The sequence below is a fragment of the Enterobacter sp. RHBSTW-00175 genome (assembly GCF_013927005.1).
In the GTDB taxonomy this organism is placed as follows: domain Bacteria; phylum Pseudomonadota; class Gammaproteobacteria; order Enterobacterales; family Enterobacteriaceae; genus Enterobacter.
Genome location: NZ_CP055930.1, coordinates 2032869 through 2052129 on the forward strand (window position 1 = coordinate 2032869; position 19261 = coordinate 2052129).

Sequence of the window (19261 nt, forward strand, 5' to 3'; positions counted from 1 at the left end):
CACTGTTAATGGGGCTGAAAAGCCCCATTTTTATTGGCTAAATAACTATGACTGATATCAGCCGTACTCAGGCGTGGCTCGAAAGTCTGCGCCCTAAAACGCTTCCTCTGGCCTTTGCCGCGATTATCGTTGGTTCTGCCCTCGCATGGTGGCAAGGTTATTTCGACCCTCTGGTCGCCGGTCTGGCACTCGTCACCGCCGGGCTGCTGCAAATCCTCTCTAATCTCGCCAACGATTATGGTGATGCCGTAAAAGGCAGCGATAAACCCGATCGGATTGGGCCGCTGCGCGGGATGCAAAAGGGGGTGATCACCCAGGCACAGATGAAACGCGCGCTGATTATCACCGTGGTACTGATTTGTTTGTCCGGCCTGGCACTGGTGTCTGTCGCCTGTAAAACCACGGCTGATTTCATTGGTTTTATGGTGCTGGGTTTGCTTGCCATTATTGCCGCCATTACCTACACCGTCGGCACGCGCCCTTACGGTTATATTGGCCTGGGTGATATTTCCGTGCTGGTCTTCTTCGGCTGGCTGAGCGTAATGGGCAGTTGGTATTTACAGGCGCATACGCTCATCCCTGCCCTGTTCCTGCCTGCTACGGCATGTGGCCTGCTGGCGACGGCGGTACTCAATATTAATAACCTGCGCGATATCGACAGCGACCGCGAAAACGGGAAAAACACTCTGGCGGTACGCCTGGGGACGGTTAATGCGCGTCGTTACCACGCCTGTCTGCTGATGGGCGCGCTGGTGTGTCTGGCGCTGTTTAACCTGATTTCACTGCACAGTTTGTGGGGCTGGCTGTTTATTCTGGCCGCGCCGCTGCTGGTAAAACAGGCGCGGTATGTCCTGCGCGAACATGATCCAGCTGCAATGCCGCCCATGCTCGAACGAACGGTAAAAGGGGCATTACTGACTAACCTGTTGTTCGTAGTGGGTATTATTCTGAGTCAGGCGTTACGTTAACTGACAAATATCAATTAACAATTGATGATTTTGCCAACAATGCGTTTCGCGCGATATACTGAAAGCACTCGCAGCAACTGAACATTAAGCCTATGAAATACGATACTTCCGAGCTTTGCGACATCTACCAGGAAGATGTCAACGTCGTAGAACCCCTGTTTACCAACTTTGGTGGGCGGTCGTCGTTTGGCGGACAAATTATCACGGTGAAATGTTTCGAGGATAACGGGTTGCTGTACGATCTGCTCGAACAGAACGGTCGTGGCCGTATTTTGCTGGTCGATGGTGGTGGGTCTATGCGCCGTGCGTTGATTGATGCCGACCTTGCCCGCCTGGCCATGCAAAACGAGTGGGAAGGGATAGTGGTGTACGGCTCAGTGCGCCAGGTCGACGATCTGGAAGAGCTGGATATCGGTATTCAGGCCATCGCGGCCATCCCGGTGGGTGCTGCGGGTGAAGGTATAGGTGAAAGCGACGTTCGCGTTAATTTCGGCGGCGTAACCTTCTTCTCCGGCGACCATCTCTATGCCGATAACACCGGCATTATCCTTTCCGAAGACCCGCTGGATATCGAGTAATAAACGCGTTTCCCGCAGGAAGCGCGAAGCATAAAAAAACCGCCAACAGCAATGTGGCGGTTTTTTTTGTCCCTCGGGATTCGCGGTCCGTTGGGAGGTCTTACAGACCCACACCAGGGACATTTATCATACCGCCCTATAAACGGTAGGCAACCCCTTCGAACCTTTATAAATTCCCAATTATGTTTGAAGACCTTAACTCCACGGCTGAAGCTATTTATGATGCTGCGTCCCTTTCCGCCATCTCGCAAATGGGCATCGGTCCTGGGAAAGGTGTATTCAACGCCGTAAAGCAGCCCGCACCAGGGCTTGTGTCCACCGACTTATCACCGGTGGTGAACGGTGGAGCGGTTAGTCACAGGGACCGCATAATGAAACGCTATATCTGTATCGCGTTCATTGTCGCCAGTAAGCAACGACCACAAAAAAGCCGGGTAGCGATGACGCCATACCCGGCCTGTTCAGTTCATTCCCGACTGGAATTAAACTTCTTCCATACGTCCCAGCAGCGCCTGTAAGCGATCCTGCCAGCCGTTCTGCTGTTCGCGCAGTTGGTTGTTTTCGCGCTCCAGTTCTTCACGGCCGTGCTGCGCGGTCTGAACTTCTTGTGCCAGGCTGTTGTTCTTTTCTTTCAGCTCTTCAATTTCCATTTGCAGCAGCGTGATGGTGTCAATCGCCTGCTGTACTTTCGATTCCAGTTTCTCAAACACTTCTAAAGACATGATCCTACCTCTCCTGAATTGCAAGGCGACGCTTTAACGTAAACGCGCACAACATATATGCCGATTGTATGAAGCCCCGCCGCCCCTGTCCAGCGACATGCCGCGCAGATCGCGGTTTGCAACACTTTTCGGCCTCGTCCTGGTGCGTTCGCGTCATATACCCCTAAATTGTTAACTCTTTCGTTAATGAAATGATTCAGCTCTCATTTCGCCGTTGAGTTAAAAATGTGCTTTGTAGCGCGAAAACGCTCATTTTATTGACACAGACCACACATTTTGATTTCGATATTTCTCGTTTTTGCTCGTTAACGATAAATTAACACTATGTCTACAGGACATCGTGGCTGTCACGGGCGGCCATGCTAACAATAAACATCAATTTCTTCAGGATTCCGATTATGAGTCAGACATCAACCTTAAAAGGCCAGTGCATCGCCGAGTTCCTTGGTACCGGGTTGTTGATATTCTTCGGAGTGGGTTGTGTCGCTGCACTGAAAGTGGCGGGTGCCAGTTTTGGTCAGTGGGAAATCAGTATCATCTGGGGTCTGGGCGTGGCGATGGCCATTTACCTGACCGCAGGCGTTTCTGGTGCACATCTTAATCCGGCGGTGACCATCGCGTTGTGGTTGTTCGCGTGCTTCGATGGACGCAAAGTTGTCCCTTTCATCATTTCTCAATTTGCTGGCGCGTTTTGCGCAGCAGCATTAGTTTACGGGCTTTATTACAATCTTTTCATCGACTTCGAACAGACGCATCATATGGTGCGCGGCAGTGTCGAAAGTCTGGATCTGGCTGGCATCTTCTCAACTTATCCAAACCCGCATATCAATTTTGTGCAGGCGTTCGTGGTTGAAATGGTGATTACCGCTATCCTGATGGGCGTTATCCTGGCGCTGACCGACGATGGCAACGGCATTCCGCGTGGCCCACTGGCGCCGCTGTTGATTGGCCTGCTGATTGCCGTTATCGGCGCATCCATGGGTCCACTGACTGGCTTCGCCATGAACCCGGCGCGTGACATCGGGCCAAAAGCCTTTGCCTTTATCGCTGGCTGGGGCGACGTCGCTTTCACCGGTGGCAAAGACATTCCTTACTTCCTGGTTCCGCTGTTCGGGCCAATCGTGGGGGCGTCACTGGGTGCATTTGGCTATCGCAAATTAATTGGTCGCCACTTACCGTGCGACACCTGTGTGGAAGAGGAGAAGGAAACGACTTCTGCCGCACAACAAAAAGCTTCGCTGTAATCTGACTACGGGACTCAAACCATGACCGAAAAAAAATATATTGTTGCGCTCGACCAGGGCACTACCAGCTCCCGCGCTGTCGTAATGGATCATGACGCGAATATCGTCAGCGTGTCACAGCGCGAATTTGAGCAAATCTACCCTCGTCCAGGCTGGGTAGAGCACGACCCAATGGAAATCTGGGCGACGCAAAGCTCCACGCTGGTAGAAGTGCTGGCGAAAGCTGATATCAGTTCCGACGAAATTGCCGCTATCGGTATCACCAACCAGCGTGAAACCACCGTGGTGTGGGAGCGCGAAACCGGCAAGCCGATATACAACGCGATCGTCTGGCAGTGTCGCCGTACCGCAGAAATCTGCGAACAGCTCAAGCGCGACGGTATGGAAGAATATGTGCGTAGCGCAACCGGCCTGGTGGTTGACCCGTACTTCTCAGGGACCAAAGTAAAATGGATCCTCGACCACGTGGAAGGCTCACGTGAACGTGCGAAACGTGGCGAGCTTCTGTTTGGTACCGTTGATACCTGGCTTATCTGGAAGATGACCCAGGGACGTGTCCACGTAACCGACTACACCAACGCCTCACGCACCATGCTGTTCAACATCAACACCCTGGAGTGGGATGACAAAATGCTGGACGCGCTGGACATCCCGCGCGCCATGCTGCCAGAAGTGCGTAAGTCTTCTGAAGTGTACGGTCAGACCAACATCGGCGGTAAAGGCGGCACGCGTATTCCTATCGCCGGTATCGCCGGTGACCAGCAGGCGGCGCTGTTCGGCCAGCTGTGCGTTAAGGAAGGGATGGCGAAGAACACCTACGGTACAGGTTGCTTCATGCTGATGAACACCGGCGAGAAAGCGGTGAAATCAGAAAACGGTCTGCTGACCACCATCGCCTGTGGCCCGCGCGGTGAAGTGAACTATGCGCTGGAAGGTGCGGTGTTCATGGCGGGTGCGTCAATCCAGTGGCTGCGTGACGAGATGAAGCTTATCAGCGATGCGTTCGACTCCGAATACTTCGCGACCAAAGTGAAGGACACCAACGGCGTGTACGTGGTACCTGCGTTCACCGGCCTGGGTGCACCATACTGGGATCCGTATGCTCGCGGCGCGATTTTCGGCCTGACGCGTGGTGTGAACTCCAACCACATCATCCGCGCCACGCTGGAATCCATCGCCTACCAGACGCGTGATGTTCTTGAAGCGATGCAGGCTGACTCCGGCATTCGTCTGCACGCCCTGCGCGTAGACGGCGGCGCAGTTGCCAACAACTTCCTGATGCAGTTCCAGGCCGACATTCTGGGTACACGTGTAGAACGCCCGGAAGTCCGTGAAGTTACCGCACTGGGTGCGGCATACCTGGCGGGTCTGGCAGTGGGCTTCTGGCAGAACCTGGACGAACTTCAGGAAAAAGCGGTGATCGAACGCGAATTCCGTCCGGGGATCGAAACCACCGAGCGTAACGTCCGTTACAGCGGCTGGAAAAAAGCGGTGAAACGCGCCCTGGCGTGGGAAGAGCACGAAGAGTAATTGTCCTTAATACCCTCTCCCCTGGGGAGAGGGTGTTTTAAGTCCCCTCGCCCCTTTGGGGAGAGGGTTAGGGTGAGGGGAGTACAGACCGCACCTTACCCACTCTGTGATAAACTTCGTGCAATTCCTTTTGATTGCACGAGTACCTCATGAAACGTGAACTTGCTATCGAGTTTTCCCGCGTAACCGAAGCCGCCGCTCTGGCGGGCTATAAATGGCTGGGTCGTGGCGACAAAAATACCGCAGACGGTGCGGCTGTCCATGCCATGCGCATTGTGCTTAACCAGGTCAATATCGACGGCACCATTGTGATTGGTGAAGGCGAGATCGACGAAGCGCCGATGCTCTATATCGGTGAAAAAGTCGGGACCGGCAAAGGCGATGCTGTAGATATCGCAGTCGACCCTATCGAAGGCACTCGCATGACGGCCATGGGCCAGGCCAACGCGCTGGCGGTAATGGCGGTGGGTGACAAAGGCTGCTTCCTCAACGCGCCGGATATGTACATGGAAAAGCTGATTGTCGGCCCTGGCGCGAAAGGCGCTATCGACCTCAGCCTGCCGCTGGACGAGAACCTGCGTAATATCGCTGCCGCTCTGGGTAAACCGCTCAGCGAGCTCACCGTCACCATTCTGGCGAAACCGCGCCACGACGCCACCATTGCGCAGATGCAAAAGCTTGGCGTGCGCGTGTTCGCCATCCCGGACGGCGACGTTGCCGCCTCTATTCTGACCTGTATGCCGGACAGCGAAGTGGATGTGCTTTACGGCATCGGCGGCGCGCCTGAAGGCGTGGTGTCTGCTGCGGTGATCCGCGCGCTGGATGGCGATATGCAGGCCCGACTGCTGCCGCGTCATGATGTCAAAGGCGACAACGCAGAGAACCGTCGTATTGGCGAAGAAGAGCTGGCTCGTTGTGAAGCCATGGGCATAGAAGCCAATAAAATCCTGGCGCTGGATGAAATGGCCCGCAGCGATAACGTGGTCTTCTCCGCAACCGGGATCACCAAAGGCGACCTGCTGGACGGCATCACCCGTAAGGGGAATATGGCTACCACCGAAACGCTGCTCATCAGGGGCAAATCGCGCACCATTCGCCGTATTCAGTCCATTCACTATCTCGATCGCAAAGACCCGGACGTGCAGACCCACATTCTGTAAAACCGTTTGATCGATAGAGCTTTCCGGCCCGAACGGGCTGGAAATTTTCACGACAAGTACGGAAGATAGAAGAGAGAAACAGCACAGGAGAAGATCATGGCGGACTGGGTAACAGGTAAAGTCACAAAGATACAATTCTGGACCGATGCGCTATTTAGTCTCACCGTCCATGCCCCTATCCACCCGTTTACGGCCGGACAATTTGCAAAGCTGGGGCTGGATGTCGATGGCGAACGCGTGCAGCGCGCTTACTCTTACGTCAACGCGCCAGATAACCCGGATCTTGAGTTCTATCTTGTCACCGTCCCGGACGGCAAACTCAGCCCACGCCTTGCTGCGCTGAAGCCCGGCGATGATGTACAGATTGTGAGCGAAGCGGCGGGCTTCTTCGTGCTGGATGAAATCCCGGAGTGCGACACCCTCTGGATGCTGGCTACCGGCACGGCGATTGGCCCCTATCTTTCTATCCTGCAATACGGCAAAGATCTGGAGCGCTTTAAAAATATCGTGCTGGTTCATGCCGCGCGTTATGCCGCTGATTTAAGTTATCTGCCGCAGATGCAAGAGCTGGAACAGCAGTATGGCGGGAAGCTGAAAATTCAGACCGTGGTCAGCCGCGAAACCGCAGCAGGCTCGCTCACCGGGCGTGTTCCGGCGTTGATTGAAAGTGGCGCACTGGAAAATGCGGTTGGTTTGCCGATGAACGCCGAAACCAGCCATGTGATGTTGTGTGGTAACCCACAGATGGTCCGGGATACACAACAGCTTCTGAAGGACACCCGGCAGATGACGAAACATCTTCGCCGCCGGCCGGGCCATATGACCGCCGAACACTACTGGTGATCAGCGGTACTTCACCTCAAGGGTATCTTTCCCGTATTTGTTCTCGCTCTGGGTGCCGATAAACGCGCCCAGATCGACAAACATCATGACAAAGATAATGGATGGCAACAGCCGCCCCACAACCCAGGGGAGGATCGACGGCAGTATTGCCCAGTTACCGGCCACCAGCATCCACGCCAGAATAATCAGAAATGCCCATGCGCCGGAGCGACCGCGATCGTGCAGGCGTTTTACCACCACGGCCGCCGTTGGCCACAGCAAACAGACCAGGGCAAATGCCGCGGTTTGCGTGCTCAGCCATGCATTGTAGGCAACGAAAAACAGAAGCAGCATGGCAACGACCCACGTCACCATCCAGATCCAGAAATCACGGCGTCCAATACGCCCTTTGAATGAAAACAGCCACTGCTGTATGGTCATGTAAGGTTCCTTCATTATTATATAGTGCGCATTTTACCCTGGAGTTGTGACCTTTTGACAAGCCGACCAGATATCGTTTTAATCATGAGCAATTACGGCCAGGGGCAATATTGATGAAAATTTGGGCTTACTCCCTTTTATTGTGTTTAGCCATGCCAGGCGCCAGCCTCTCTCTGCACGCCGCCGAAACCACTGCTCCTGCCACTGCGCCGTACCTTCTGGCGGGAGCACCGTCGTTCGACCAGTCAATTAGCGCGTTTCGCGAAACCTTCAACCATAACAACCCAACGCTGCCACTGGATGAGTTCCGCGCGATTGATAGCGCTCGCGATACGCCGACGCTGACGCGCGCCGCCAGTAAGATTAACGAAAATCTGTATGCTTCAACCGCACTTGAACGCGGTACGTTAAAAATCAAAAGCATGCAGATAACCTGGCTGCCGATTCAGGGACCAGAACAAAAAGCGGCAAAGGCCAAAGCGCTGGAGTACATGAGCGCCATCCTGCAGGCCTTTACCCCTGCTCTGACCAAAGCGCAAAGCCAGCAAAAGCTGCAAAAACTGCTGACTGCCGGTAAAAACAAGCGCTATTACGCCGATACGGAAGGCGCCATTCGCTATGTTGTCGCAGATAACGGCGAAAAGGGACTGACCTTCGCTGTTGAACCGATTAAGCTGACACTATCTGACTCACTCGGAGGGGCGAATTAATGACAAAAAGCAAAGCCTTTCGAGGGAAAATCTCTATACTGATTCACAGACCATGCTGCCCGTCAGGGTGGCCATATTCCTTAATTCGCTTATTTAGCGTGGAGAATTGAAATGCGACATCCTTTAGTGATGGGTAACTGGAAACTGAACGGCAGCCGCCACATGGTAAACGAACTGGTTGCTAACCTGCGTAAAGAGCTGGCTGGCGTAACTGGTTGCGCGGTTGCTATCGCTCCGCCTGATATGTACCTGGATCTGGCTAAACACGCGGCTGACGGCAGCCACATCGTTCTGGGTGCACAGAACGTTGACGTTAACCTGTCTGGCGCATTCACCGGTGAAACCTCCGCTGAAATGCTGAAAGATATCGGCGCGAAATACATCATCATCGGTCACTCAGAGCGTCGTACTTACCACAAAGAATCCGACGAGTTCATCGCGAAGAAATTCGCTGTGCTGAAAGAGCAGGGTCTGATCCCGGTTCTGTGCATCGGTGAAACCGAAGCAGAAAACGAAGCTGGCAAAACTGAAGAAGTGTGCGCACGTCAGATCGACGCAGTGCTGAAAACTCAGGGTGCGGCAGCATTCGAAGGCGTGGTCATTGCTTACGAGCCAGTCTGGGCTATCGGTACCGGCAAATCAGCAACCCCTGCGCAGGCTCAGGCTGTTCACAAATTCATTCGTGACCACATCTCTAAAGCAGACGCGAAAGTGGCTGAACAAGTCATCATCCAGTACGGCGGTTCCGTAAACGCGGCTAACGCTGCGGAGCTGTTCACTCAGCCAGACATCGATGGCGCGTTGGTTGGCGGCGCATCCCTGAAAGCTGACGCTTTCGCGGTGATCGTTAAAGCAGCAGAAGCGGCTAAACAGGCGTAATTGCCTTTGTGGCGGGTGGCGCTTCGCTAACCCGCCCTACGGTTCTGTAGGCCCGGTAAGCGTCAGCTCCACCGGGCTTTTTTACAGCTGTCCCAGTACGCTAAACCACAGATAATCCAGCGGCAGCAGCACCAGATACGTTGCAATCGCCAGCGCCAGACAGAGCAGCATCCCCGCCCTTGCAGGCACCTTCCCTAGTCCCATAGCCACCACAATCGGCGATGCCTGATACGGCAGCAGCGGCGTGGAATAACCCAGCACCTGAATCATAATCACCGACAGCAGCGGGAAGCCGGTCGCGTCGGCAAAACTCTGCGCCAGCGTGGTATACAGCGCCGGTACGCCGTTGGCGGTCATAATGAAGTTGAGCGCCGTGGTGATCCCGGTCAACGCGAGGAAACTGGTGAACGGCCTGTCTGCATCCAGCGGCATGACCCGCAGCAAGGCTTCGCCAACGGCAGTGCCAATCCCGGTCTGCGTCACGACAATCGCCAGCCCAAGAATGCCCGCCACATAAATACAGGTACGCATGTTCACACCTGTCGAAAACTCTTCCCCGGTGGTAAAACCAACACGCGGCAGCAGCACAATGACCGATGCCGCCAGCCCCGTCCAGGCGGGCCCAATACCGTGCCAGCTCTCGGTAACCCACATGGCCAGTACCACCGCCAGCAGCCAGGCGAGACGCTTTTCATCCCGCCCCATCGGTTCAGACGGTGCCATATCCCGCGCGGGTTTTGGGCTACCCGGAAATAACCAACAGATAAGGCCAATCAGAATTAACCCTTTCAGAATGCCGAGTACCGGCGTATGCAGCAGCAGATACGGCACATAGTTCAGGTGAATACCGTATGAGCCTTCTGCCGCACCGCTCATCACCAGGTTTGGCACGTTAGCAGGCAGGATAGTGGCCGAGAGCTGGAAGGTGCCAAACCCGACGGCCAGCGCCAGGCCAAACCATGCGCGAGAGCCGTCGGCGATGCCGGCGCGTTTTGCCATCGCCGCAACAATCGGCATCAGCAGCGCGATACGCCCCATGTTTGACGGCATGACAAATGCCAGCGCGTAGCTCAGCAGCACTACGCTTGCCACCATCAGCACCCAGGAATCGGTCAGCCTGGTTGAAAGCGCCCGCGCGGCCCTGTCTGCCAGACCGGTTTTGCGGATCGCTACTCCGAGCACAAACCCGCTGAATACCAGCCAGAACGCCGACGAGGCAAAGCCGCCGAAGATCACCTCCGGCGGGGCAATTTTGGCGGTCATCGCCGCCGTGAAAAACAACAGCGCGGTGATAAATTCCGGCAGCAGCGACGTCGCCCACAGCACGATGGTGACGCCAACAATCAATGAGGGAAGAAGCAGAGGGTGAGATAACCAGAGCGACATGCCTGTCTCCTGTAGATTTTTTCAGCAAGTCTACGGCGACAGGCATGGCGAGTAAACGCTATTTATGGTGGGGTCAATTCAGGATAGCGCATTGATGATCCTGTAGTTCTTCGGCCGATGCGCGGTTAAGGGCGAGCAGATTACGCTCGGTCGCCAGCAGAACGAACGAGCCATCGGACTGCTGGGCCATCGCCAGTGCGAAGCGCCCCATATGGTCGCGCGCCTCTGGCAGCTCTTCTGCCAGCATCATAAATGGGCTGCGCTGAACCAGTTCGTTTTCCGTCACTCTGCGGGCAAGATATTCATGCCCTTCCAGCCCGCCGGGGAACGGCAGCCACTGGGTGCCAATTTGCCCCTGATTCGCATTGAGCTTTTCACGCACGTCAGCACGCAGGCAGGAAATATGGATATGAAAATGGTTCTGCGTGCGCCCGGTTGGGGAGTTGATGGTCAGCGAGATCGCGCTATCAGGCACGTCGGCGCCACGTCTGAGCGTCATAAAGCTACGCGACTGCCACGCCAGCCAGAAGAAATTCGGCGTGTGAGGCTCAGTTAACAGCGGGCTTTCCGTGCCGTTAATGCGGTACGTCGGCATCAGCAAATATTGCAGCGGCCCGTTGCGATCTTTAAACACCACGTACCCCGCATCCGGCTTCACCTGTGCACAGGGCGCCGGGTTTCGGTGTTGTATCTGGTTGGGCACACACTGATCGAGAACGATATGGCGTAAGGCGTTCGGGTTACCGGACTTCATCCAGAACCAGCCACCCGCGGCAAGCGCGAGGATAATTAGCACCAACAGAATGATTTTTTTCACAACGCGTTCCCTGTATCCAACTGAAGTGAAAGAGTAACGCAAAATGATGACCAAATAAAAAACCCGGTGGATTTCTCACACCGGGTCACCGTGTCGTTCTTTGCGAAACGCTTAGCGTTTGCTGATCTGGTCGAAAGTACCGCCGTTAGAGAAATGCTCTTTCTGCGCTTTCGTCCAGCCACCGAACTCGTCATCAATGGTGAAGAGCTTCAGTTTCGGGAATTCGTTTTCGTATTTCTTCGCAACAGCCGGGTCACGTGGACGATAGAAGTTTTTCGCCGCAATTTCCTGGCCTTCTGGCGAGTAGAGATACTTCAGGTAGGCTTCAGCCACTGCTTTGGTATCTTTCTTCTCAACCACTTTGTCGACCACAGAAACGGTCGGCTCCGCGAGGATAGATTCGCTTGGGGTCACAATTTCGAATTTGTCTTTACCCAGTTCGTTGGTGGCCAGCAGGGCTTCGTTTTCCCATGCGATCAGCACATCTCCAATACCGCGCTCAACGAAGGTGTTAGTTGCGCCACGTGCGCCGGAATCCAGCACTTCGACGTTTTTAAACAGCGCTTTCACAAACTCCTGAGCTTTTGCCTGGTCGCCGTTGTTGTGGTGCAGGGCATAACCCCAGGCTGCCAGGTAGTTCCAGCGGGCGCCGCCAGAGCTTTTCGGGTTCGGGGTAATGACAGAAACACCCGGTTTAATCAGGTCGTTCCAGTCATGAATTTGTTTCGGGTTGCCTTTACGCACCAGGAAAACGATGGTCGAGGTATATGGCGCGGAGTTGTCCGGCAGGCGTTTGATCCAGTTTTTATCAATACGGCCACGTTCTGCGATCGCGTCAACGTCATAGGCCAGCGCCAGAGTGACCACATCGGCTTCAATACCGTTGATAACTGAGGTCGCCTGTTTGCCGGAGCCGCCGTGAGACTGGCGCACCACGACGTTGTCGCCGGTTTCCTGTTTCCAGTGCGCCGCGAATGCTTTGTTGTACTGCTCGTACAGTTCACGCGTCGGGTCGTATGACACGTTCAGTAACTGGATGTCCTTTGCCAGAACGCTGGTCGATGCCAGCAATAATGTTAAACCCACGCCCCATTTATTCATCGCCCAGCTCTCTTGTGTAGTGTTTTGATGAATGCAGCGTGCCAGAAAGATATCCAATGATTAAAGAATAAAAAAAGATTGGCTATAACGTAGAGGAATAAAAAGGGGAATTGCGCGAACAAAAAAGCCCGGTGGCGCTTCGCTTACCGGGCCTACGAACCGTGCTTTTGTAGGCCGGGTAAGGCGAAGCCACCACCCGGCACGATACACACGCCGATCAGTACAGTTTTTTGGCGCAGTCTAACCAGTCACCTTTGAACGGACGCTTCATGTTCTCAATGGCATCGATGATGTCATGGTGAACCAGTTTTTCGTTCTGAATACCGACGCAACGGCCACCAAAGCCCTGCAACAGCAGATCGATGGCATAAGCACCCATACGGGATGCCAGGATACGGTCGTACGGGCCAGGGGAACCGCCACGCTGAATGTGACCCAGTACGGTGGCACGGGTTTCACGTTTGGTTTCGGTTTCGATGTATTTCGCCAGCTCGTCAACGTCACAGATGTGCTCGGTGATGGCGACGATTGCGTGTTTCTTACCTTTCGCGATCCCGGCTTTGATTTCGTTAACCAGGTCTTCGCGGCTGAATTCAACTTCAGGAACCACCACGAACTCACAACCACCGGCGATAGCCGCAGCGAGAGTCAGGTCACCGCAGTAACGGCCCATCACTTCAACGATGGAGATACGCTGGTGGGAAGAAGAGGTGTCACGCAGACGGTCAATCGCTTCAACAACCGTACCCAGCGCGGTGAAGTAACCGATGGTGTAGTCAGTGCCTTTGATGTCGTTGTCGATAGTGCCTGGCAGACCGATGCACGGGAAGCCCATTTCAGTCAGACGTTTTGCACCCATATATGAGCCGTCACCACCGATAACAACCAGTGCATCCAGGCCGCGTTTTTTCATGTTCTCGATAGCCACTTCACGAACGTGTTCGTCACGGAATTCCGGGAAGCGAGCGGAACCGAGGAAAGTACCGCCACGGTTAATCATGTCTGACACGCTGTAGCGATCGAGCTGAACCATACGGTCTTCATACAGACCCAGATAACCGTCATAGACACCAAAAACTTCCAGACCTTCCGTCAGCGCTGCACGGACAACCCCACGAATTGCCGCGTTCATGCCCGGCGCATCACCGCCGCTTGTCAACACACCGATTTTCTTAATCATGACTACCTCTGAACTTAGGAATGCAAAATTGAAATCTGTTGCCGGAAGAAATTGTTCGACCAACGAATACTGCAAATAGTATATCAATCACTTCCAGCTGAATTGATTCAGGTCAGACCAAATGGCGGTAATTTATACACAAAATGCTGGCCTGGCTCACTTTTTTACAACGAATTACGAAAGCTCAAAATGTCCGGGTACAACCGAGCAGGGATCCTGATGAATGATGACGTCTGAACCAGGAAAACGCTGCAAAATTGCCTGCTCGACCTGCTCAGCTATGACGTGAGCCTGAACCAGCGGCAAGTTGTCTTCCATTTCCAAATGAATCTGAATAAAGCGGGTCGGCCCTGACTGCCGCGTACGAAGATCGTGTGCACCGCTGACGCCAGGCCAGGAGGTCACGATAGTAAAAATTTCATCACGTTCTGCATCGGGAAGTGCGCGATCAAGCAGTGATTGCACCGCTTCGTACCCCATCCGCAAGGCGCTATATAAAATATAGGTCCCAATCCCTAACGCGAATAATGCATCGGCACGATGCCAGCCATACCAGGCAAGACCGAGTGCAATAAGAATAGCGCCATTCATCATAACATCAGACTGATAATGAAGCATATCTGCCCGTACTGCCTGACTTTGCGTTTTGCGAACCACCCAACGCTGGAATGTAACAAGAACCAATGTACATATCAGCGCAATTACCGTGACGACCACACCCACACCCGGATCGTTCATTGGCGTGGGTGAAACCAGATGCTGAATGCCAGTCAAAAACAGAAACAGCGCAGAGCCTGAAATAAACATACTTTGCGCCAGCGCGGCCAGTGATTCGGCCTTACCGTGCCCAAAGGTATGTTCTTCATCTGCCGGTTGCAGCGAATAGCGCACCACCAGCAGGTTTGTAAGCGACGCGGCAATATCCACAAGTGAGTCCACCAGCGACGCCAGAATACTGACCGACTCGGTGTACCACCACGCGAAAATCTTGATTAACAGCAAACACGACGCCATAACTGTCGCCGCAATCGCCGCACGGCTAACCAGCCGTCCATAGGATTGATTCATAAACACTCCTGTCATGCCATGCCGCTAGTATAACGGATGCTTAAGGAGTCAAAGGATGAATAAACGGTTAACAACGATGATTGAAGGGCAAAAAAAACCCCCACATCATGTGGGGGAAGACAGGGATGGTGTCTATGGCAAGGAAAACAGGGTTTACTGGTTACTACGGGTATTGCTACTGAAAAGCGTCATTTCTGAGCTTCGTTGCATCCGTGCAACCTCACGCAACTGGTCCATTCGTTGCTGATGTTTCTCGTTCAAAACCGCTTGCTGCTCGGGCGATAGCAGGTGGAACATCTGGTTGCGAACCCTGGCCATCTCGACCTGGCGGGCAACCTGTATCTGTGCCATTTTTTCTGCCTGAGCGCGTACAGCGCTTTCGTCAAAATTTTCTGCGGTGACAAGGCTATGCATTGTCTCCATTTCGCTAACATTAACAGGGGGCTGGTCTTGTCGTGCCCTCTGCATCAGATCTCGCATCTGTTGACGCTGATGTTCGGTTAAACTTATGCCGTCAAACATATGGCTTTGGCCGCTGTGCTGCGCTTCACTCTCTCCTGAGAGCCCGTTGTCGCCGATGATTGCTACGGCAGCCTGGCTAAACGCACTGAACGCCAGCGTTGAGGCCATGACGGCAGCGGTAACTTTGCGCATCACTTGCTCCCAAAATCTTTCGTGTCGCGATTCAACGAGAGACAGTCTACGATTCAGGCTGCAAACATGCGTCAGGGGGTGTAAAACAACGTAAAGTCATGGATTAGAGAGCCTTGATGTCGTAATTTCTGCCTCGGAGGTATTTAAACAATGAATAAAATCCTGTTAGTTGATGATGACCGAGAGCTCACATCCCTTTTAAAGGAGTTGCTCGACATGGAAGGTTTCAACGTTCTGGTTGCCCATGATGGCGAGCAGGCGCTGAGTCTCCTTGACGACAGCATCGATTTACTTTTGCTCGACGTCATGATGCCGAAGAAAAACGGCATTGATACGTTGAAAGAGCTTCGCCAGACACACCAGACCCCCGTGATTATGCTGACCGCACGCGGCAGCGAACTTGACCGTGTACTCGGCCTTGAGCTGGGCGCGGATGACTATTTACCGAAGCCGTTCAACGACCGTGAACTGGTTGCCCGTATTCGCGCTATCCTGCGTCGTTCCCACTGGAGCGAACAGCAGCAGAATACTGACAACAGCTCGCCAACGCTGGAAGTGGATTCCCTGAGCCTGAATCCAGGCCGCCAGGAAGCCAGCTTCGACGGCCAGACACTGGAACTGACCGGCACCGAGTTCACCCTGCTGTATCTGCTGGCGCAGCATCTTGGCCAGGTGGTATCGCGTGAACATTTAAGCCAGGAAGTGCTCGGCAAGCGCCTGACGCCGTTTGACCGTGCTATCGATATGCATATCTCTAACCTGCGTCGTAAACTGCCGGAACGTAAAGACGGTCACCCATGGTTTAAAACCCTGCGTGGTCGCGGTTATCTGATGGTTTCCGCTTCATGATAGGTAGCTTAACCGCCCGCATCTTCGCCATATTCTGGCTGACGCTGGCACTGGTTTTAATGCTCGTATTGATGTTGCCAAAACTCGACTCACGCCAGATGACGGAGCTTCTCGACAGTGAGCAACGTCAGGGCGTGATGATCGAGCAGCACGTAGAAGCCGAGCTGGCAAACGATCCGCCGAACGATTTAATGTGGTGGCGCAGGCTGTTTCGCGCTATCGACAAATGGGCGCCCCCCGGACAACGTCTGTTGCTGGTCACCAGCGAAGGCCGCGTCATTGGGGCCGATCGCAATGAAATGCAGATTATCCGCAACTTCATCGGCCAGGCGGATAACGCCGATCATCCTCAGAAGAAAAAATATGGTCGGGTAGAAATGGTTGGCCCCTTCTCCGTGAGAGATGGGGAAGATAACTACCAGCTCTATCTGATTCGCCCTGCGAGCAACTCCCAGTCCGACTTTATCAACCTGTTGTTTGACCGACCGCTGCTGCTGCTGATTGTCACGATGCTGGTCAGTTCACCGCTGCTGCTCTGGCTGGCTTGGAGCCTGGCAAAACCGGCGCGTAAGCTGAAAAATGCCGCCGACGAAGTGGCGCAGGGCAACCTGAGACAGCACCCTGAGCTGGAATCCGGGCCGCAGGAGTTCCTTGCCGCAGGCGCCAGTTTTAACCAGATGGTGAGCGCGCTGGAGCGCATGATGACAGCGCAGCAACGGCTGCTTTCGGATATCTCGCATGAGCTGCGCACACCGCTCACGCGACTCCAGCTTGGCACCGCGCTGCTGCGTCGCCGCAGCGGCGAGAGCAAAGAGCTGGAGCGTATCGAAACGGAAGCGCATCGTCTGGACAGCATGATCAACGACCTGCTGGTGATGTCACGCAATCAGCAGAAAAACGCGCTGGTCAGCGAAACAGTGAAAGCCAATCATCTGTGGCACGAAGTGTTAGACAATGCCGCATTCGAAGCAGAGCAGATGGGCAAATCCTTTACCGTCAACTTCCCGCCGGGGCCATGGCCGCTGTACGGTAACCCCAACACGCTGGAAAGCGCGCTGGAGAATATCGTGCGTAACGCCCTGCGCTACTCGCATACGAAGATTGAGGTGGCGTTCTCGGTGGATAAAGACGGGATCACCGTCATTGTCGACGACGACGGTCCAGGCGTAAGCCCGGAAGACCGCGAGCAGATTTTCCGTCCGTTCTACCGTACCGACGAGGCGCGTGACCGTGAATCTGGCGGTACGGGGTTGGGTCTGGCGATTGTTGAAACCGCCATGCAGCAGCACCGTGGTTGGGTGAAAGCCGACGACAGCCCGCTGGGTGGGCTGCGGTTAACACTGTGGTTGCCGCTGTATAAGCGTTCGTAACCCCCTCACCCTAACCCTCTCCCCATAGGGGAGAGGGGACGGCTCGGTGCGGTATTTTCTCCCTCGCCCCTTTGGGGAGAGGGCCGGGGTGAGGGGCTGTTATTTCCCCCACAATCTCCGCGAATTATCCTCGATCTCACCGCTAATGCGGCGCTTCTGCATCGTTCTTGTCCAGCTGGTCGATAACCCCGCCGCCGACAGCAGGCGATGATACTGTTCATCGTCAAACGGCATATGCCAGGCAATCGCACAGGCGTCGTACACCGAGACATCACTCAGGCGTGACGCCAGCTCCAGCGGCGCGTCCGCAGAAACCTGCCCTGCCAGTACCACGCGGTACAGCCAGCCGGTTTTACCCGCCGTTTGCAGACGGGCCGACATATCACTGATACCGAAATGATAATTAAGTTTGAAGCACGGCGAGCGCGGTTGCGTCACCTGAATCAGGGCATCTCCCCAACGGAAAATATCACCGATAAAGACGTTATTCTCGGTCAACCCTTCGGTCGAGAGGTTCTCGCCAAACGCCGGCGCCACAAACAGGTCTGCCTGTTCAGGGAATGCGGTGATCCAGTGCTGATAGTGTTCGCGCGGGTAGTGGCACAGCGCGCGCTCAGGCCCGCCGTGGATTTTCTTTTCGGCCTGCTCGTCGCCCGCCAGCCCGACATCGGTTAACGTCAGTTCTCCGTCAACCTGTACTTTGGCGATGGCGCTCGGGCGGCTGCCATCGTAATCCCTTACCTTGCCTGTAAATACATTCACCGGGTAGTGCATCCTGGCTCCTTTATATGCCCTAAATAATTCGAGTTGCAGGAAGGCGGCAAGGGAGTGAATCCCCAGGAGCTTACTCAAGTAAGTGACTGGGGTGAGCGAGCGCAGCCAACGCACCTGCAACGTGAAGTATGACGGGTATACAGATACAAAAAAAAGCGAGTCATAAGACTCGCTTCTCACAGGCGTCAATGCAACCTTATTTTTTAGCGGCGAAACGCGCTGCTGCTTCGTCCCAGTTAACCACATCCCAGAATGCTTTGATGTAGTCAGGGCGACGGTTCTGGAATTTCAGGTAGTAAGCGTGTTCCCACACGTCCAGGCCCACGATTGGGAAGCCGGATGCGCCAGAAATTGCTTCACCCATCAGCGGGGAGTCCTGGTTTGCGGTAGAGACAACAGCCAGTTTGTCGCCTTTCAGTACCAGCCACGCCCAGCCTGAGCCGAAACGGGTAGCCGCAGCTTTTTCAAACTCAGCTTTGAAGTTGTCTACAGAGCCGAAATCGCGCTCGATAGCCGCTTTCAGGTCGCCCTGCAGGGTAGTGCCGGTTTTCAGGCCTTTCCAGAACAGGCTGTGGTTAGCGTGACCACCTGCGTTGTTACGCAGAACGGTTTTCTTGTCAGCTGGCAGCTGGTCAAGTTTGGTGATCAGCTCTTCAGCAGACAGGTTTGCGAATTCTGGCAGGCTTTCCAGCGCTGCGTTCGCGTTGTTCACATAAGCCTGGTGATGTTTAGTGTGATGGATTTCCATCGTCTGCTTGTCGAAATGCGGTTCCAGTGCGTCGTAGGCATACGGCAGGGATGGCAGTGTGTAACTCATAATCCTCTCCATTAGTGTCGGGCGGCACAGCTGTTAATGCCGCGTAAGCAGTTGGTTCATTATAGTTAATTAAATGATATTGAAAATGATTATCAATGCCGTAGTTTTTATAAGGTTATTCGTCTTTCGCAACAATCACGAAATTGTGAGTCTGCTCACGCGGTTAACGCGTTAATTGCCATTTAAAACCA

Annotated in this window: 20 protein-coding genes; 10 read left to right on the forward strand and 10 right to left on the reverse strand. The window is 54.3% G+C overall.

The window, feature by feature from the left end:
• The first annotated feature begins 41 nt into the window (after window positions 1-41).
• A complete protein-coding gene (menA, locus tag HV107_RS09580) occupies window positions 42-968 on the forward strand; it encodes a 1,4-dihydroxy-2-naphthoate polyprenyltransferase (RefSeq protein ID WP_182063494.1) in 927 nt (308 codons plus the stop codon).
• 92 nt (window positions 969-1060) lie between these two features.
• Complete coding sequence (gene rraA, locus HV107_RS09585) at window positions 1061-1546, forward strand: ribonuclease E activity regulator RraA (RefSeq protein ID WP_182062996.1); 486 nt, start codon at window positions 1061-1063, stop codon at window positions 1544-1546.
• Window positions 1547-2028: 482 nt separating this feature from the next.
• Here rraA and zapB read toward each other — a convergent pair whose 3' ends face one another.
• Entirely contained in the window at window positions 2029-2268 is a 240-nt protein-coding gene (gene zapB, locus HV107_RS09590; RefSeq protein WP_014072349.1) for a septal ring assembly protein ZapB, read from the reverse strand.
• A gap of 398 nt (window positions 2269-2666) precedes the next feature.
• Here zapB and HV107_RS09595 point away from each other — a divergent pair, with 398 nt between their 5' ends.
• The 4 genes from HV107_RS09595 to fpr all read left to right on the forward strand — a co-directional run bounded on the left by HV107_RS09595 (window position 2667) and on the right by fpr (window position 7045).
• Window positions 2667-3512: an MIP/aquaporin family protein gene (locus tag HV107_RS09595; protein ID WP_182062997.1), complete on the forward strand. Its 846-nt coding sequence runs from the start codon at window positions 2667-2669 to the stop codon at window positions 3510-3512.
• A gap of 21 nt (window positions 3513-3533) precedes the next feature.
• On the forward strand, window positions 3534-5042 hold the full coding sequence (gene glpK, locus HV107_RS09600) for a glycerol kinase GlpK (RefSeq protein ID WP_182062998.1): 1509 nt from the start codon (window positions 3534-3536) through the stop codon (window positions 5040-5042).
• Window positions 5043-5191: 149 nt separating this feature from the next.
• The gene (glpX, locus tag HV107_RS09605) at window positions 5192-6202 is read left to right on the forward strand and encodes a class II fructose-bisphosphatase (protein WP_182062999.1); all 1011 of its coding nucleotides are present in this window, start codon (window positions 5192-5194) and stop codon (window positions 6200-6202) included.
• Between the two features lie 96 nt (window positions 6203-6298).
• Complete coding sequence (fpr, locus tag HV107_RS09610; RefSeq protein ID WP_182063000.1) at window positions 6299-7045, forward strand: ferredoxin--NADP(+) reductase; 747 nt, start codon at window positions 6299-6301, stop codon at window positions 7043-7045.
• Here fpr and HV107_RS09615 read toward each other — a convergent pair whose 3' ends face one another.
• Entirely contained in the window at window positions 7046-7465 is a 420-nt protein-coding gene (locus HV107_RS09615) for a DUF805 domain-containing protein (protein ID WP_182063001.1), read from the reverse strand.
• Between the two features lie 152 nt (window positions 7466-7617).
• On the opposite strand from HV107_RS09615, the gene HV107_RS09620 reads away from it, so the two are divergent.
• A complete protein-coding gene (locus HV107_RS09620; protein ID WP_395676201.1) occupies window positions 7618-8175 on the forward strand; it encodes a DUF1454 family protein in 558 nt (185 codons plus the stop codon).
• A 111-nt stretch (window positions 8176-8286) separates the two neighbouring features.
• A complete protein-coding gene (gene tpiA / locus HV107_RS09625; RefSeq protein WP_182063003.1) occupies window positions 8287-9054 on the forward strand; it encodes a triose-phosphate isomerase in 768 nt (255 codons plus the stop codon).
• An 81-nt stretch (window positions 9055-9135) separates the two neighbouring features.
• On the opposite strand, the gene HV107_RS09630 is transcribed toward tpiA, so the two are convergent.
• The 6 genes from HV107_RS09630 to cpxP all read right to left on the reverse strand — a co-directional run bounded on the left by HV107_RS09630 (window position 9136) and on the right by cpxP (window position 15260).
• Window positions 9136-10440, reverse strand: a complete 1305-nt coding sequence (locus HV107_RS09630) for an SLC13 family permease (protein WP_182063004.1) — start codon at window positions 10438-10440, stop codon at window positions 9136-9138.
• A 73-nt stretch (window positions 10441-10513) separates the two neighbouring features.
• The gene (locus tag HV107_RS09635; protein WP_182063005.1) at window positions 10514-11257 is read right to left on the reverse strand and encodes a CDP-diacylglycerol diphosphatase; all 744 of its coding nucleotides are present in this window, start codon (window positions 11255-11257) and stop codon (window positions 10514-10516) included.
• 111 nt (window positions 11258-11368) lie between these two features.
• Window positions 11369-12358: a sulfate ABC transporter substrate-binding protein gene (locus tag HV107_RS09640; RefSeq protein WP_014072358.1), complete on the reverse strand. Its 990-nt coding sequence runs from the start codon at window positions 12356-12358 to the stop codon at window positions 11369-11371.
• Between the two features lie 217 nt (window positions 12359-12575).
• A complete protein-coding gene (pfkA, locus tag HV107_RS09645; protein ID WP_181621497.1) occupies window positions 12576-13538 on the reverse strand; it encodes a 6-phosphofructokinase in 963 nt (320 codons plus the stop codon).
• 174 nt (window positions 13539-13712) lie between these two features.
• Window positions 13713-14606 carry a CDF family cation-efflux transporter FieF gene (gene fieF, locus HV107_RS09650; protein WP_182063006.1) on the reverse strand — a complete coding sequence of 298 codons (894 nt, stop codon included), beginning with the start codon at window positions 14604-14606 and terminating at the stop codon, window positions 13713-13715.
• A 153-nt stretch (window positions 14607-14759) separates the two neighbouring features.
• Complete coding sequence (gene cpxP, locus HV107_RS09655) at window positions 14760-15260, reverse strand: cell-envelope stress modulator CpxP (protein ID WP_182063007.1); 501 nt, start codon at window positions 15258-15260, stop codon at window positions 14760-14762.
• A gap of 150 nt (window positions 15261-15410) precedes the next feature.
• Here cpxP and cpxR point away from each other — a divergent pair, with 150 nt between their 5' ends.
• Both cpxR and cpxA read left to right on the forward strand, forming a co-directional pair.
• Window positions 15411-16109 (forward strand): envelope stress response regulator transcription factor CpxR, encoded by a 699-nt coding sequence (cpxR, locus tag HV107_RS09660; protein WP_006179159.1) that lies wholly within the window; start codon window positions 15411-15413, stop codon window positions 16107-16109.
• Window positions 16106-17479: an envelope stress sensor histidine kinase CpxA gene (gene cpxA, locus HV107_RS09665; RefSeq protein WP_014072363.1), complete on the forward strand. Its 1374-nt coding sequence runs from the start codon at window positions 16106-16108 to the stop codon at window positions 17477-17479. Before cpxR ends, cpxA begins: the two co-directional genes overlap by 4 nt.
• A 99-nt stretch (window positions 17480-17578) precedes the next feature.
• Here cpxA and yiiM read toward each other — a convergent pair whose 3' ends face one another.
• Entirely contained in the window at window positions 17579-18253 is a 675-nt protein-coding gene (gene yiiM, locus HV107_RS09670) for a 6-hydroxyaminopurine reductase (protein WP_182063008.1), read from the reverse strand.
• 196 nt (window positions 18254-18449) lie between these two features.
• On the reverse strand, window positions 18450-19070 hold the full coding sequence (sodA, locus tag HV107_RS09675; RefSeq protein ID WP_182063009.1) for a superoxide dismutase [Mn]: 621 nt from the start codon (window positions 19068-19070) through the stop codon (window positions 18450-18452).
• Window positions 19071-19261: the final 191 nt, after the last annotated feature.